The 14,891-nt window shown below is 72.5% G+C and carries 9 protein-coding genes and 1 pseudogene; 7 read left to right on the top strand and 3 right to left on the bottom strand.

Features of this window, described 5'->3' with window-relative positions:
* A pseudogene (locus AC08OO_RS11680) lies at window positions 1–532 on the bottom strand (hypothetical protein); the annotation flags it as partial.
* Here AC08OO_RS11680 and AC08OO_RS11675 point away from each other — a divergent pair.
* The 6 genes from AC08OO_RS11675 (at window position 498) to AC08OO_RS11650 (ending at window position 8,748) form a co-directional block, all read left to right on the top strand.
* On the top strand, window positions 498–3,290 hold the full coding sequence (locus tag AC08OO_RS11675) for an Rne/Rng family ribonuclease (RefSeq protein WP_476618505.1): 2,793 nt from the start codon (window positions 498–500) through the stop codon (window positions 3,288–3,290). The pseudogene AC08OO_RS11680 and the gene AC08OO_RS11675 sit on opposite strands and share 35 nt — an antisense overlap.
* A gap of 1,247 nt (window positions 3,291–4,537) precedes the next feature.
* Complete coding sequence (rplU, locus tag AC08OO_RS11670; RefSeq protein WP_011435664.1) at window positions 4,538–4,855, top strand: 50S ribosomal protein L21; 318 nt, start codon at window positions 4,538–4,540, stop codon at window positions 4,853–4,855.
* 5 nt (window positions 4,856–4,860) lie between these two features.
* A complete protein-coding gene (gene rpmA / locus AC08OO_RS11665; RefSeq protein ID WP_011435665.1) occupies window positions 4,861–5,127 on the top strand; it encodes a 50S ribosomal protein L27 in 267 nt (88 codons plus the stop codon).
* Between the two features lie 173 nt (window positions 5,128–5,300).
* Window positions 5,301–6,893 (top strand): GTPase ObgE, encoded by a 1,593-nt coding sequence (gene obgE, locus AC08OO_RS11660; protein ID WP_476610600.1) that lies wholly within the window; start codon window positions 5,301–5,303, stop codon window positions 6,891–6,893.
* Between the two features lie 4 nt (window positions 6,894–6,897).
* Complete coding sequence (proB, locus tag AC08OO_RS11655; RefSeq protein ID WP_476606696.1) at window positions 6,898–8,013, top strand: glutamate 5-kinase; 1,116 nt, start codon at window positions 6,898–6,900, stop codon at window positions 8,011–8,013.
* Between the two features lie 372 nt (window positions 8,014–8,385).
* Window positions 8,386–8,748, top strand: coding sequence for a hypothetical protein (locus tag AC08OO_RS11650; RefSeq protein ID WP_476606697.1), 363 nt, complete (start codon window positions 8,386–8,388; stop codon window positions 8,746–8,748).
* A gap of 182 nt (window positions 8,749–8,930) precedes the next feature.
* Here AC08OO_RS11650 and AC08OO_RS11645 read toward each other — a convergent pair whose 3' ends face one another.
* Window positions 8,931–12,041, bottom strand: coding sequence for an AAA family ATPase (locus tag AC08OO_RS11645; RefSeq protein WP_476610599.1), 3,111 nt, complete (start codon window positions 12,039–12,041; stop codon window positions 8,931–8,933).
* Window positions 12,041–13,228, bottom strand: coding sequence for an exonuclease SbcCD subunit D (locus tag AC08OO_RS11640; protein WP_476610598.1), 1,188 nt, complete (start codon window positions 13,226–13,228; stop codon window positions 12,041–12,043). The genes AC08OO_RS11645 and AC08OO_RS11640 overlap by 1 nt, the downstream gene beginning before the upstream one ends.
* Before the next feature lie 275 nt (window positions 13,229–13,503).
* Here AC08OO_RS11640 and AC08OO_RS11635 point away from each other — a divergent pair, with 275 nt between their 5' ends.
* Window positions 13,504–14,763, top strand: a complete 1,260-nt coding sequence (locus AC08OO_RS11635) for a glutamate-5-semialdehyde dehydrogenase (protein WP_476610597.1) — start codon at window positions 13,504–13,506, stop codon at window positions 14,761–14,763.
* The last annotated feature ends 128 nt before the right edge of the window (window positions 14,764–14,891 follow it).

Genomic DNA, 14,891 nt, shown 5'->3' with positions numbered 1-14,891 from the left:
CTGCCGCCGCCGCCGGGCCTGCTGCCGCCGCCGGGCCTGCCGCCGCCGCCGGGCCTGCCGCCGCCGCCGGGCCTGCCGCCGCCGCCGGGCCTGCTGCCGCCGCCGGGCCTGCCGCCGCAGCCGGGCCTGCCGATGCGACCACCCTCGGTCCGGCGATGCCGGATGTCGGTGCGACCGGGTCCGTCGGTGTACCCGCGGGTTCGACCGCCGCCGTGGCGTCGGCTCCCGACACGCCCGGGCCTACGGACAGATCCGGGCCTACGGACACGCCTGGGCCCACGGAACCGGAGTCCGCGCAGCCCGGGACCGACGAGCCCGGCGTCGCCGAGCCCGGCGTCGCCGAGCCGGCGGCCCGGGAGCCGACCGCTGAGTCGAGCTCTGCTGAGTCGAGCTCTGCCGAGCCCGAGGCCGGCAGCACCCGGAGCGCGGCGACAAGGGCCAGGCGGGCGACCGCTCCGACCTGGGCCGGGATCCATAACGAGTCGGTCGTCGAGACGATGATCCGTCCCGTGCTCCGGCGACCGGTCGCCATGGTGACCTTCCAGGCCCCCGAACCGGCGGTCGTGGAGGCTCGCTGGCGGCGTGCCGCCGAACTCGGATCCGCCGCCACCGCGGTGGACGCCGTGGCGGGCACGGCGTTCCCGTCCGCCGAGCGGCAGCATGCCGAGGCACCGGCTCACCCCCGGGACGAGGCGGACGTGGCCACCGATCCCGACACGACCGATCCCGACACGATGGGCGGCCTCACGGGCGGCGAGGAGGACAGCGAATGCGACGACGACCCGGATGGGGGCGGCTCGGCCTCCACCCGCCGTCGGCGCCGTGGTCGCCGTGGTCGTGGTCGGGCCCGGGGCGACGAGGACGGCGTGGAGTCCGGCCCGGAGGACGGCGCTGCGGCTGCGGACGACACGGGTCGCGAGGGTGTGGCACAGGACACGGACGGTGTGGACGGCTCGTCCGTGGCCGGGCAGGGAAGCGGGTCGGTGCCCGCCGTCGCGTCGGATGACGGCGCCGAGACGACCCCCGGCGCGGCGGAGGAAAGTGCCGAGCGTGACGGTGAGGACGAGGACGACCGGCTGGGAGGGGCCCGCCGCCGGCGGCGGCGGCGCCGTCGCGCCGGCGGCGACGAGCCGGCGCTCGCCGACGACCCGCCGAACACGGTCGTCCACGTCCGGGAGACCCGCAAGGACGAGGACCTGGTCCGGGGGCTGAGCGGGTCCACCCGTCTGGAGGCCAAGCGTCAGCGGCGCCGGGAGGGCCGCGACAGTGGTCGGCGTCGGCCACCGATCGTCACCGAGGCGGAGTTCCTGGCCCGGCGGGAGTCGGTCGAACGCCGGATGGTCGTCCGCCACGCCGGGGAGCGCACCCAGATCGCCGTGCTGGAGGACGGGGTACTCGTCGAGCACTTCGTGACCCGGGCGAGCTCGTCGTCCTATGCGGGCAACGTCTACCTCGGCCGAGTACAGAACGTGCTGGCCAGCATGGAGGCGGCCTTCGTCGACATCGGCAAGGGACGCAATGCCGTCCTCTATGCCGGCGAGGTCAACTACGACGCATCCGGGCTGGACGGTCGGCCTCGCAAGATCGAGCAGGTGCTCAAGTCCGGTCAGTCGGTCCTGGTCCAGGTGTCCAAGGATCCGATCGGGCACAAGGGCGCGCGGCTCACCAGCCAGATCAGTCTGCCGGGGCGGTACCTGGTGTTCGTCCCGGACGGACAGAACGCCGGGATCAGCCGCAAGTTGCCGGACACCGAACGAGCGCGGCTCAAGAGCATCCTGAAGAAAATCACGCCCGAGGACGGCGGGGTCATCGTGCGCACCGCAGCCGAGGGTGCCAGCGAGGCCGAGCTGGAACGCGACATCGAGCGGCTCGCCGCCCAATGGGAGGACATCGAGCGCAAGGCGAAGAAGGCGTCGGCGCCCTCGCTGCTCTACGGCGAGCCGGACCTGGTCGTCCGGGTGATCCGGGACATCTTCAACGAGGACTTCACCGAGCTGGTCGTCCAGGGCTCGGGTGAGGCCATCACGATCGAGGAGTACATCGACACAGTGGCTCCCGATCTGCGGTCGCGGATCCGCCGCTACAACGGAACCGGTGACGTCTTCGCCGAGTACCGGGTAGACGAGCAGCTCGCCAAGGCCCTCGACCGCAAGGTCTGGCTGCCCTCGGGCGGATCGCTCGTCATCGACCGGACCGAGGCGATGACGGTCATCGACGTCAACACGGGCAAGTTCACCGGCAAGGGCGGCAACCTCGAGGAGACGGTCACCAAGAACAACCTGGAAGCCGCCGAGGAGATCGTCCGTCAGCTGCGGCTGCGGGATATCGGTGGCATCATTGTCATCGACTTCATCGACATGGTTCTGGAGAGCAACCGAGAACTGGTCCTGCGCCGGCTCACCGAGTGCCTTGGCCGGGACCGTACCCGGCACCAGGTCGCCGAGGTGACCAGCCTCGGGCTGGTCCAGATGACCCGCAAGCGGGTGGGGCAGGGCCTGCTGGAGGCGTACAGCGAGCCGTGCGTGCACTGCAACGGCCGCGGGGTGGTCATCCACCTCGACGGCGGCAGCGGTGCACACGCCGCAGCCGGCGTGCCGAGCGGGACCGTCGTGTCCGGTGCCGGTCAGCCGACTCCGGTGGCGGTGCCCGCGCCGACTGAGGGGTCCGGGTCCGGTCGTCGGGTCCGCTCCTCGTCCACGAGCGTCTCGTCCACGAGCGTCTCGTCCACGAGCGCCGTCGACAGCCCCGCGATCATCGCCGTCGCGTCGGCCGAGCCCACGTCCGCATCCGAATCCGAGGCGTCCGGCGGACCTGGCGAACCCATCGGATCCATCGGATCCATCGGATCCATCGAATCTGCCGCATCACCGACGCCCGACGCCGCGGAGAACGTCGCCGTGACGGCCGGCGAGGGTGCGATAGCCACCGCGGGCGTCACCGCCGCGGATACGGTGCTCGCGCCCGAGCCCGCGCATGCGGCCGACAGCGCGGCGGGGCCGGCGGGCGGGGCCGCAGCTGCCGCCGCCCCGGGACTCGGGGCAGTCGGTTCCCCAGCTGGGTCGAACGGGCATGTGCCCGCTGGCGGTGGCTCCGGCGCGGGCGGCTTCGAGGAGCCCCTGCCGCCGGTGTACGCCAACTCCGATGATCCCGACAGCCTCGCGACCGCGGACAACGCCTTGTCCACTGCGGGCAAACCGGCCCGGGGCCGACGACGGCGGGCCTCCCGGCCGGTGTCCAAGCCGGCAGAGTCGCTGGAGTCCGTGCCCTCGGCGGAACCCCCGAGCGCCTGACCCGCCAGAGATCCGGTGCCACTGGTCCGCCAGCTTGTCTCTGGAGCGGAAGGACCCCGCGGCGTCCGGCGTGGGATGCTGGGTCGCTCGTCGTGGGCGCCCCCAGCTGATCGAGGCCTGGCGGAGAGCCGGACCGGCCGTTCAGGCGGCGGTCGGCCCGGCCCGACTCGGACCGGCCCGGCCCGGCGGCCGGGCCCGGGCGCACGAGCCCGCGGCCGGCATTCTCCCGCAGTAGCAGATCGAGGGTGGCCCGGGAACGGGACAAGGCTACCTCGACCGCCTGACGGGCCCGTCCTGGATCGCCCATCTGCAGGGCATAGGAGGCGATGGTCAGCGACTGCACCAGATCGTCCTGATCGGCGAGGTTCGGGATCATCCGACCGCGTAGGACCGGCTCATCGGCCGCGTAGGCGGGATCGGCCGCCTCTCCCGGATCTCCCGCCTCTCCCGGGTCTCCCGCCTCGAGACCACCGGACGGCCGGCCCTTCATCCCGGAATCGGGCAATCCCCACGCGGATGGACCCCGCCTGCGCAGCGCGATCCATCCGGCCGTGGCCGCGGTGCCCAGCGTCCAACAGGCGCCTGCCCAGGGCGGTAGGCCGGCGAAGGCCGTGAGGGTGAGACCGACGACGACCAGCACGGTCAGCGCGCCCGTCGCGGCGGGGACCGTGCCGGGAACCGAGCCGTAACGACGGGCGGCGGTGGCCGCCGGGCGGCAGACGACGGCCAGAGCGACGGCGGTACCGGCTCCCGCGGCCCAGATCACCAGCTGCCAGTACATCCTCGTCACCCCCGACGCGATCTCATTCCCGGCGCCGAAGCCTCACGATCCATCGTGGAACTCCGCCATGTGGACGATCCATGCTTCTCCCTCCTCAGCGGCCTACACCATGGCCCGTCCGGGTCATCCCTGGATATGACCCGGACGAGCGGGGCGAGGACCCGCGATGAGAGCCGCCCGGCGGGCCCGTCGGGTGCGGGACACGCGACCGCCGTGCGGGGGATGCGCGGGACGGAATGCGCGGTATGCGGCGGGCGCTCCTTCGCTCCGCTCCCGATGACCTGTAAGGTGGAGCCCGCATGCTCATCCGGATGGGGCGATGCTCGCTAGCGGGCAATGCTCGCTGGATGACCGCCGATCGTCCGCGTTCCGGCCGATCGCGGCCCATGCGCACCCAAAGCTCCGCGGGGAACGCCCTTTCGGGTTCCGTGTGGTCACAGCGGCATAACAACAGCAGGGAGATCTGGTGTACGCGGTCGTTGCCAGCGGCGGCAAGCAGCACAGGGTCGCCGTCGGCGATGTCGTCGACGTCGAGCTCCTTTCCGGAGAGCCGGGCGCGGCCGTGAACCTTCCGGCGCTCCTGCTCGTCGATGGCGAGTCGGTCACCCACGACGCCGACGCTCTCGCGTCCGTCGCGGTCACCGCCGAGGTCGTCGGCGTCGTCAAGGGTCCGAAGATCCGGATCCACAAGTTCAAGAACAAGACCGGCTACCACAAGCGCCAGGGTCACCGCCAGAAGCTGACGCGTCTCAAGGTGACTGGCATCGAGACCGGGAAGGCCTGAGCGGGATGGCGCACAAGAAGGGCGCGAGTTCCTCGCGCAACGGGCGGGATTCGAACGCGCAGCGGCTGGGCGTGAAGCGCTTCGGCGGCCAGTACGTGAAGGCCGGCGAGATCATCGTCCGTCAGCGTGGGACCCATTTCCACCCGGGTGATCTGGTCGGGCGCGGCAAGGACGACACGCTGTTCGCGCTCTCGCCCGGGCACGTGCGGTTCGGCCATCGGCGGGGCCGTCGGGTCGTGAACGTGGTGGCCGAGGCGGCGGTACCCGCTTAATCTGATCGTCAAGGCCACGCCGTCGGTTCGACGGCGTGGCCTTGGTTGCCGTCAGATGGCGATCATCGGCGATCACTGGTGAGCCAGCAGCCGCGCGTACCACCGCCCTTCCGGGCGTGGTTGCGCGGCTTTGGTGCCTCTCTCGCGGGGAGGGATGTAGAGAGGAGGTGGTGATGCCGACATTCGTCGACCGGGTGGTGCTGCACGCGACGGCCGGGGACGGCGGTCACGGCTGTGCCTCCATCCACCGGGAGAAGTTCAAGCCGCTGGGCGGGCCGGACGGCGGTGACGGCGGCCGGGGTGGTGACGTCCGCCTCGTGGTGGACCCGAGCGTGACCACCCTGCTCGACTTCCACTTCCATCCGCATCAGCGCGCCTCTCGGGGACGCCCCGGCCAGGGGTCGAACCGGCACGGAGCGGACGGTGCGGACCTCGTCCTCCCGGTGCCGGACGGAACCGTCGTGCTGACGGAGGACGGCGAGCAGATCATCGACCTGGTCGGACCGGGCAGCGCGTTCGTACTGGCCCGCGGCGGCCGTGGGGGGCGGGGCAACGCGGCGCTCGCGTCGGCCCGCCGCAAGGCCCCCGGGTTCGCCGAACTCGGCGAGCCCGGCGAGCAGCTCGACGCCGTGCTGGAACTCAAGACCGTGGCCGACGTCGCGCTCGTCGGTTTTCCCAGCGCCGGCAAGTCCTCCCTGGTGTCGGTGCTCAGCGCGGCCAAGCCGAAGATCGCCGACTATCCCTTCACGACGCTGGTGCCCAATCTCGGCGTGGCGCAGGCGGGTGATCGTCCTCCCTACACGGTCGCGGACGTCCCCGGCCTGATTCCGGGCGCCAGCGAGGGACGCGGGCTGGGCTTGGAGTTCCTCCGGCACATCGAACGCTGCTCGGTGATCGTGCATGTGCTGGACTGCGCCACCCTGGAACCGGGCCGTGATCCGATGACCGACCTCGACGTCATCGAGGCCGAGCTCGCAGCCTACTCCGCCGATCTGTCCGACCGTCCCCGGCTGGTCGTCCTCAACAAGATCGACGTTCCGGACGCCGCGGAGCTCGCGGAGCTCGTCGCTCCCGAGCTGCGAGCCCGTGACCTCGCGGTCTTCGCGGTGAGTACCGCGACCCGACGTGGCGTGCACGCGCTGTCCCTGGCCTTGGCCGACCTCGTCGCCCAGCACCGGGCGGCCGCGCCGGCCCGGGCGGCGACCCGCATCGTGCTGCGTCCTCGCGCGGTGAACGAGCCCGACTTCACGGTGCGCCCCCTCGGCGACGGTTTCCTGATCACCGGGTCGAAGCCCGAGCGCTGGGTGCGGCAGACCGACTTCACCAACGACGAGGCGATCGGCTTTCTCGCCGACCGGCTCGCCCGCCTCGGCGTGGAGAAGGAGCTCGCTCGCCTCGGCGCCACCGCGGGAGTGGAGGTGACCATCGGCGAGGTCACGTTCGACTGGGAGCCAACGCTGAGCGGCGGCGGGCTGGGGAACGGTGGGCTGGGTGGTGATGATCATCCGGGTGGCGACGGGCTCGCCGAGACCGGTCCGGGTGGCCGCGGGCCGGCCGGCACCGCGGCCTCCGGTGCGGCACCGTCACCCGGCCGAGGTGGGGACACGGCTTCCTCGGTCTCCCTCGGACCGCGCGGGACCGACGACCGGTTGCGGACCTCGGTGCGGTTGACCCGGGCCGAACGGATGGCTCGCCGCGCCGCCGCCGTCGTCGTCGACCCGGCGGTACGAGGAGAACCGGCGGTACGAGGAGAAGAAAAAGGATGAAGGCGTGCGTCCGTTCGTGACCGACGCGCGCCGGGTCGTCGTCAAGGTCGGTTCGTCCTCGCTGACGACGGCCGTCGGCGGTCTGGACGTCGACCGGCTTGAGGCGCTGGTGGCCGCGGTGCTGCCCCGGGCCGGACAACAACTGGTGCTGGTGTCCTCCGGGGCCATCGCCGCGGGTCTCGCCCCGCTCGGCCTGGCCCGGCGGCCGCGTGACCTCGCCACCCAGCAGGCGGCGGCGAGCGTCGGCCAGAGCTCGCTCGTACACAGCTACGCGGCGGCGTTCGGACGGGCCGGTCACCAGGTCGGCCAGGTGCTGCTGACGGCGACCGATGTGATCCGCCGCACCCACTACCGTAACGCCCGGACCGCGCTCGACCGGCTGCTCGAGCTCGACGTCATCCCGATCATCAACGAGAACGACGCGGTGGCCACCCAGGAGATCCGGGTCGGCGACAACGACCGGCTCGCCGCGATTGTCGCCCATCTCGTGTCGGCGGACCTGCTGGTGCTTCTGTCCGACGTGGACGGCCTGTACGACGCCAACCCCAGGCTGGGCCCGGCGACCATGGTGCGCGAGGTGCGTTCGGATACCGACCTGGACGGGCTGACCGCCCGGGGCACGGGCACCGCCGGTGTCGGGGTCGGCGGGATGGCTACCAAGATCGAGGCGGCCCGGATGGCGGCTTCCGGCGGCGTCACGGCGATCATCACCTCGGCCGCGAACGCCGCACCGGTGCTGCGGGGGGACGAGGTCGGCACCGTCTTCCACCCCACCGGGTCGCGTCGGGCCTCCCGCCTGCTCTGGCTGGCGCACGCGACCGCCCCCGAGGGCCGGCTGCACTTGGACTCCGGGGCGGTGGCCGCGGTGGTACGGCGGCGGGCGTCGCTGCTGCCCGCCGGGATAACCGGCGTGGAGGGGGACTTCGCCGCCGGGGACCCGGTGGACCTGGTCGACCCCGACGGGCGGTCCGTGGCGCGGGGGCTCGTCGCCTTCGACGCGGCGGAGCTGCCCGTGATGCTCGGGCGTTCGACGGCCGACCTCGCCATGGAACTCGGACCGTCGTACGAACGTGAGATCGTCCACCGCGACGACCTCGTGCTGCTGCTGCCGGCCCGCTGACCCGGCCGGCTACTCACCCGACCCGGGCTGAGGTGACAGCCAGGCGCGCCGGCCCGTTTCCCGGCCCGGGACGAGCCGTTTCCCGGCCCGGGACAAGACCGTCCATATAATTAGACATATCGGATTGGGGATGGCTTGGACGACGATATTCCAGTGGAAACCGGCGTCTATCGCGCCTCGTGGCCCGGAATTCGAGAGAGCCCGTCAACAGTTCTTTCCCGGCATTTCACCCCGGCTACCCGGAAAGACGCCGATAAAACTGAAGAGGCCTCGGTGCAAAAAATAGCGACGGCGGCGAATAGCGTTTCCGGAGTCGGGTAACCTTCCCTCGGCGGGCAAGAGGTCGCATCTGTTGAGAGAGGTTATTTCGTCATGAGAATGCGTAAGAGCGTGGGTCTCCTCGCCTCGGCCGGAGCCGCCGGCGCGCTGACGCTGGCATCGGCCCTTCCCGCGAGCGCGGATTTGAACAGTTCGAATGTCTTGATCGGCGGCGTCGCCAGGTGCCCGGCCAGCGCCGCGGCAGGCGTGGCGGTCCGCACGACGGCCGGCGAGTTCGACTCGTCCGGCGTCGGCGCCGGCGGCTTCTACAGCCTCAGCCTCCAGCAGGTTCCGGTGGCCGGCACGAGTGCCACCTTCAGCGTCCAGTGTTCCGACAACTCGGACAACTACAGCCGTACCTTCCCCCTCCAGAGACCGTTCAGTGGAAAGTCGGTCACCATAAACCTGTTCTCGTAACCGGACATCTCCGTTGAAGACTCGATGAAATGATCTGATCCCTGGTCCGCTCGGCAATGCCGAAATGGCCGCCACCGGAATCCGGTGGCGGCCATTTCCGATCCCGGGTCCTGGCCTGGGGGGCGGTTTTCCCGGCTAGGCCAGCCGAGTAGTGGTGTGTCCGGGTCAGTGGTGTGTCCGGGTCAGGACGTGGTCTCGACCCGGCTGCCGCCGACCCCTTTGACGACCCGGATCTGGTTCGGGATGCGCTGGCGCAGTTCGGTGACATGGCTGACGACGCCGACGAGCCGGCCGCCGGAACGCAGTTCGTCGAGAACGGTCATCACCTCGTCGAGGCTGCCCGGGTCGAGCGTGCCGAAACCCTCGTCGATGAACAGCGCGTCCATCCGCCGGCCTCCCGCCTCGGCCGTCACGACGTCGGCGAGCCCGAGGGCCAGTGACAGCGCCGCCTGGAAGGTCTCCCCGCCGGACAGGGTGGCCGTGTCGCGCTGCCGGCCGGTCCAGGCGTCGTCGACCAGCAGCCCGAGGCCGGCGCGCCGACGCTTGTCGCGGCTTTCCCCCGCGTCGTGCACCAGGGTGAACCGACCGCCGCTCATCGCCGCGAGCCGATGGCTGGCGGCGGCGGCCACCTCTTCCAACCGGGCCGCCAGCACGAAGCTGGACAGCGGCATGCGCTCGGTGTTGGCACCCCGCCCGGCGGCCAGATCGGCGAGTCCCCGCAGCTCGTCCGCCGCCTCTCGCAGCGGATCCAGGGTAGTGAGCTTCTCGGTGAACTCCGTGACCAGCGCGGCCAGCCGCTCGGCCCGTTCCCGGGCGCGTGCGGCCGTGGCGAGCGCGCTCTCGTGGACCTCACGGGCGTCGGTCACGGCCGTCTCGTGGTCGGCCAGCGGGACCTCGGTGCCCGGATCGACGGCGAGATCCTCGCCCGCCAGCCTGGCCCCGACGGCGACGAGCTCGTCCCGATGGGCCCGGGCCTCGTCCGCGGCGCGGCGCATCCAGTCGGAGTCCCGCACGGCCTCGGCGGCGTCGTCCAGGTCGGAGAACCCCGCCTGCCGCGCCTGGTCGAGGGCGGCCGTCCCGGCGCGGATGTGTTCGGCCCGGGCCTGCTCGGCAGCCAGGGCCGCGGCCTGCGCGGCCTCGTGATCGGCGGCGAGGGCGGTGACGGCACGGCGGCGCGCGGCCAGGGCGTCGGGGTCGCATAGCTCCGCCGGAACGCCGGCGAGCCGTCGGGCGGCGCGGTCCCGGGCGTCCGCCGCGCGTTCCCGGGCCGCCTGCGCCGCGGTCCGTGCGGCGGAATGGCGGGCCGCGGTCTCCTTCTCGTTCTCGTGGACCTCGCGCAACGCGGCCTCCGCCGCGGCGAGCTTCTTCGCCGCCCGGGTCCGGGCGCGGACCGCGTGGGTCAGCACGGCGGCGAGTTCATCGAGCCGATCCGCGACCGGCGCCCCGGAGCCGCCCAGCAGCGTCGCGACCGGAAGCGCGCGGATCTCGGCGAAGGTGGCCTCGACGCGGTCGTCCGGGTTCGCGCTGTGGTCCGGGTCCGTTGGGCCGACCAGGTCGGCGTGCAGCGCCCGGACCCGGGACTCCCAGTGGGCCACCGCCCGGCCCGCCCTCGTCGCGGCGTCGGCGAGCCGGTCCGCCTCCTGCCCGGCCGCGGTCTCGGCGTCCTTGCTCACATGGTCGGCCCGGGTCTCGGCCGGGTCGAGATGCTCCAGGGCCCCGCAGACCGGACAGGGCGTGTCATGGACAAGCGCGGCGGCGAGTTCGGCGGTGATGGCGTCGAATCGCTGCCGCCGGAGGTCGGATGCGTGGGTCCGGGCCGCGGATGCGTCTCGTTCGGCCTCGTCGGCCACGGTCCGCACCTGCCGCCCCTCCCGGACGGCGGAGGCCAGCTCCTTGGCCCACCGGGCCCGTTCGACCAGGCCGGGCAGAGCGGCGCCGGCCCGCCGGGCGACCTCCACCCGGGCCTCGGCCTCGACGCGGGCGCGGGGCAGCGTGACGCTGATCGCCTCGGCGAGTTCGGCGGCGGACCGGGTGTAGGCGGCCGTATCCTGGTCGGCCCCGGCGGCCTCCTCGGCGTCCCGCTCGGCGGCGGCGAGGGTGTCGGCCAACGTTCCCAGTCGCCCGGTCTCGGTGTGGGCGAGGCGGGCCAGGCGGGCGAGTTCCTCGGCAGGTGCTTCGGCAGGCCTCCCGGTGCCCTCCTCGGGCAGCGGTCCCGAGGGGGCGGGTTCCCCGGGAAGGAGCCCGGATGGATGGCGTCCGAGCCGGTCCCGGGCGTCTCGTTCGGCGGCCTCGGCCCGGTGGACCTCGGCGGCGCGGCGGTGGACCTCGCCCAGGGCGGGTGCGACGGCGGCGGCCCGGCGGGCCGAGTCCAACTCGGTGGCGAGCAGCTCGATCCGGGGCGTCTGTGCCGCGAGCTCCTCTTGCCGGGCGGCCAGTACCCGGCGCTGCCCGACGCGTCGGGCGAGGTCGCGTGCCTGGTCCAAGGCCTCCTCGGCCGCGGTGCGCCGCGCTGCCGCCGCGCCGGCCGCCTCGTCGGCCGAGATGGCCGCCGCCGCGGCGGTCCCGGCGAGGTCCGAGGCCCAGCCGGCGTCAGCCGTCGGATCCTCCGGCTCGTCGACGGCCGCCACCTGCGAGACCCGGGCGGTCACCCGGTCGAGCTCGGCGCGGGCCAGCGCCAGCCGTTCGGCGGCGATCTTTGCCTGGTCCAGCAGCCACTGCTCGGCGTACTCGAAGCGGTTGACGTGGAACAGCCGCTTCAGGAGCTTCTCGCGCGCACCGTGGTCGGCTTGGAGGAAGTCGGCGAAGCGTCCCTGCGGGAGCATGATGACCTGGAAGAACTGCTTGTCGCTCATGCCGACGAGCAGGTCGATCTCATGGCCGACGTCCTCCATGCGGGTGGCGACCGTCTCCCAGCCGCCGGCGCCGTCGAACCGTTCCAGCCGTGCCGTCGGATGGGCGCGGGTCGTCCCGCCGCCGCGTTTCGGCTTGTCCCAGGCGGGGCCGCGGGTGATCCGGAAACGTCCCGCCGCCACCGTGAACTCCAGCGTCACCTCCGGCCGTAGGGATGCCGCGGCGTGGTGCGAGCGCAGGTCCGGCGGCCCGGAGACCTCCCCGCGCATCCCCGGCACCCGGCCGAACAGCGCGAACCCGACCGCGTCGAGCAGCGTCGTCTTGCCGCCCCCGGTCTCCCCGCAGAGCAGGAGCAGGCCGCCGCTGCCGAGGACGTCGAAATCGATCTCGACGGTGCCGGGGAAGGCGCCGAACGCCGCCAGGGTCAGGTGGTGGGGACGCATCAGGCGACTTCCTCCTCGGCCCGGCGGGCGGCGCCGAGGGCTTCGGCGAGCAGAGCACATTCCCGAGCCGAGGGAGCGCTGCGTACATGGGCGACGAAGGCCTCGGCGATCTCCAGCTCCGAGCGTCCCCGGGTCCGCCGGCCGAAGCTGAGTATCTCGTCTGGTTCCGTCTCCGGTTCGTGCGCGAGCCGCAGGGCGAAGGGGAACCGGCGCTGCAACCGGGCCATGGCGTCCATGGGGCGGACGGGGTCGGTCAGCACAGCGGAGACGAAGTCGGCCTCGTGCGGGGCATGGGCGGGGTCGGTGAGGAGGTCGGCAAGACTGCCGCGCAGCAGGGCCATCCGCCGCCGGGCGGGAACGCCGATGCGGGTCACGTTCCCCAGCCCGGTCGGACCGATCTCGACGAGCAGTGACGCTTTCGCGTCGCCGGACTCCGAGAAGGAGTAGGCCAGTGGCGATCCGCTGTAGCGGACGGACGGGGCGATCGCCTGTGGCCGGTGCAGATGGCCGAGCGCGGTATAGGTGATCCCCTCGAACAACTGGGCCGGCACATTGCCCACCCCGCCGACGCTGATGTCGCGTTCGCTCTCGCTCGCCGCCCCGCCGGTGACCCAGGCGTGCGCCACCACGACGGACCGGGCATCCGGATACCGTGCGAGGTCGGCCCGCACTGCGTGCATCGCCCGGTGCATCGCCTGGTGCATCGTCGCGGCGGGGATCCCGGCGGCCGGGACGTCCGAGCCAGATGGCGCCTGCGCCGGTTCGGGAAGCTGGGAGTTCGCCGCCGACGGCTCCAGGTAGGGAATCGCGTACACCCGGACCGCCCCGGCGGGATCCTCGACGACGACCGGATCCCCGACCGCGGCCGGATCCGTCCGGATGCGGACGCGGGGGTCGAGCAGGCCGGCCTTGTCGCCGAGCCGGCGGGCCGCGTCGTGGTTGCCACTGATCACCACGACCCGGGCGCCGGCATCGCGCAGTCGGGAGAGCGCCTCGTCGAAGAGCTCCAGCGCGCCCACCGGCGGGATCGCCCGATCGTGCACGTCGCCGGCGATGAGCACGACGTCAACGCCCTCGGAACGGACGACGTCGACGAGATGATCGACGAAGGCCGCCTGGGCCGGCATCAGGTCGTGACCGTACAGGCCACGCCCGAGATGCCAGTCGGACGTGTGCAGCGCACGCATGCGACCACGGTAGGCAATCCCGTCGAGATGATCGTCATGGGGGTCCGAACTGCGCGCCTTTCTGGCTGTTCCGGTTATCACCGTTCCGGGTCCCTGCCTGTCGCGGACCTGGCGGATCGCAGATCTGGATAACGGGATAAGGAGATGAGTAGGTCGCGGATGCGGGTGTAGGCGACGGATACGGGTGAGGAGCGATGAACGGCACGACCGCCGAGCCACCGGTAGCCTCTTAGCGGCGGGCAGCGCCGCGGCGCCCGCCTAACGGAGGACCCGAGATGAGCACCTCTGCGGAGGATGTCCGAGGCAGCGCCGTCCGTGCCAAGGCGGCGGCGGCCCTGCTGGCGCCGCGCAGCCGCGCCGAGAAGGACCGCGCGCTGCTCGCCATGGCCGACGCGTTGATCGCCCGTTCCGCGGAGATTCTCGCCGCGAACGCCGAGGACCTCGCCGCCGCGCGGGCGGCGGGCACCGCCGGGGCGATGGTCGATCGGCTCACCCTCACCCCGGCCCGGCTCGCCGGCATGGCCGACGGCCTGCGTCAGGTCGCGGCGTTGGAGGACCCGGTCGGCGAGGTCGTGCGCGGCCGGGTGTTGCCGAACGGGATGGAGCTGCGCCAGATCCGGGTGCCTCTCGGTGTCGTCGGGATCATCTATGAGGCCCGGCCGAACGTCACGGTGGACGCCGCAGGCCTGTGTCTCAAGAGCGGCAACGCCGCGTTGCTGCGCGGGAGCGCCTCCGCGGTACATTCCAACACCGCGCTGGTGGCGGTGCTGCGCGGCGCCGCCGTCGCGAGCGGCCTGCCGGCGGACGCGGTGCAGCTCGTCCCCGGGGTGGACCACGATGCGGTCAAGCACCTGATGCGGCTGCGCGGGCTCGTCGACGTGCTCATCCCGCGGGGTGGCGCGGGTCTGATCCGGGCGGTCGTCGAGGAGTCGACGGTGCCCGTCATCGAGACCGGGGTCGGCAACTGCCACGTGTATGTGGACGCCGATGCCGACCTCGACCAGGCGCTCGCGATCACCGTCAACGCGAAGACCCAGCGGGTTTCGGTGTGCAACTCGGCGGAGACCCTGCTCGTGCACGCCGGCGTGGCCGGGGAGTTCCTGCCCCGGGTGCTGGCCGCCCTGCACGATGCCGGGGTCACCGTGCACGGCGACGAGACGGTGTGCGCCGTCGATCCTCGGGTGCTGCCCGCCACCGACGGCGACTGGGCGGCCGAGTACCTGTCGTTGGATATGGCCGTCGCCGTCGTCGACTCCCTCGACGACGCGGTCGCGCACATCCGGCGCTGGAGCAGCGGGCACACCGAGGCGATCGTCACCCGGTCCCTGCCGGCGTCTCGGCGGTTCATCACGACCTGCGACAGCGCGGCCGTCATGGTGAACGCCTCGACCCGTTTCACCGACGGGGAGCGGTTCGGGATGGGCGCCGAGATCGGCATCTCGACCCAGAAGCTGCACGCCCGCGGCCCGATGGGGCTGCCCGAGCTGACCTCGACGACGTGGGTCGGTGTCGGCGACGGGCATCTGGTCACCTGAGGCCCGGGTCACCTGAGGCCCGGGTCACCGGGCCCGCCGGATCGGGCCGTCCGGGACGCAACGGAACCGGGAAGGGAACAGGTATGGGCTCGTTGGACGGGGTGACGGTGCACGGGGTGTCCGCGGTG

It is taken from the genome of Frankia sp. CeCAU1, from assembly GCF_977971845.1.
This window is presented reverse-complemented; position numbering and strand designations above follow the sequence as displayed.

Bases quoted from the DNA above. Each gene is read 5' to 3' on its own strand.
- AC08OO_RS11675 (WP_476618505.1), top strand. From the start codon at position 498: ATGATCCGTCCCGTGCTCCGGCGACCGGTCGCCATGGTGACCTTCCAG.
- rpmA (WP_011435665.1), top strand. From the start codon at position 4,861: ATGGCGCACAAGAAGGGCGCGAGTTCCTCGCGCAACGGGCGGGATTCG.
- obgE (WP_476610600.1), top strand. From the start codon at position 5,301: ATGCCGACATTCGTCGACCGGGTGGTGCTGCACGCGACGGCCGGGGAC.
- AC08OO_RS11650 (WP_476606697.1), top strand. From the start codon at position 8,386: ATGAGAATGCGTAAGAGCGTGGGTCTCCTCGCCTCGGCCGGAGCCGCC.
- AC08OO_RS11645 (WP_476610599.1), bottom strand. From the start codon at position 12,041: ATGCGTCCCCACCACCTGACCCTGGCGGCGTTCGGCGCCTTCCCCGGC.
- AC08OO_RS11640 (WP_476610598.1), bottom strand. From the start codon at position 13,228: ATGCGTGCGCTGCACACGTCCGACTGGCATCTCGGGCGTGGCCTGTAC.
- AC08OO_RS11635 (WP_476610597.1), top strand. From the start codon at position 13,504: ATGAGCACCTCTGCGGAGGATGTCCGAGGCAGCGCCGTCCGTGCCAAG.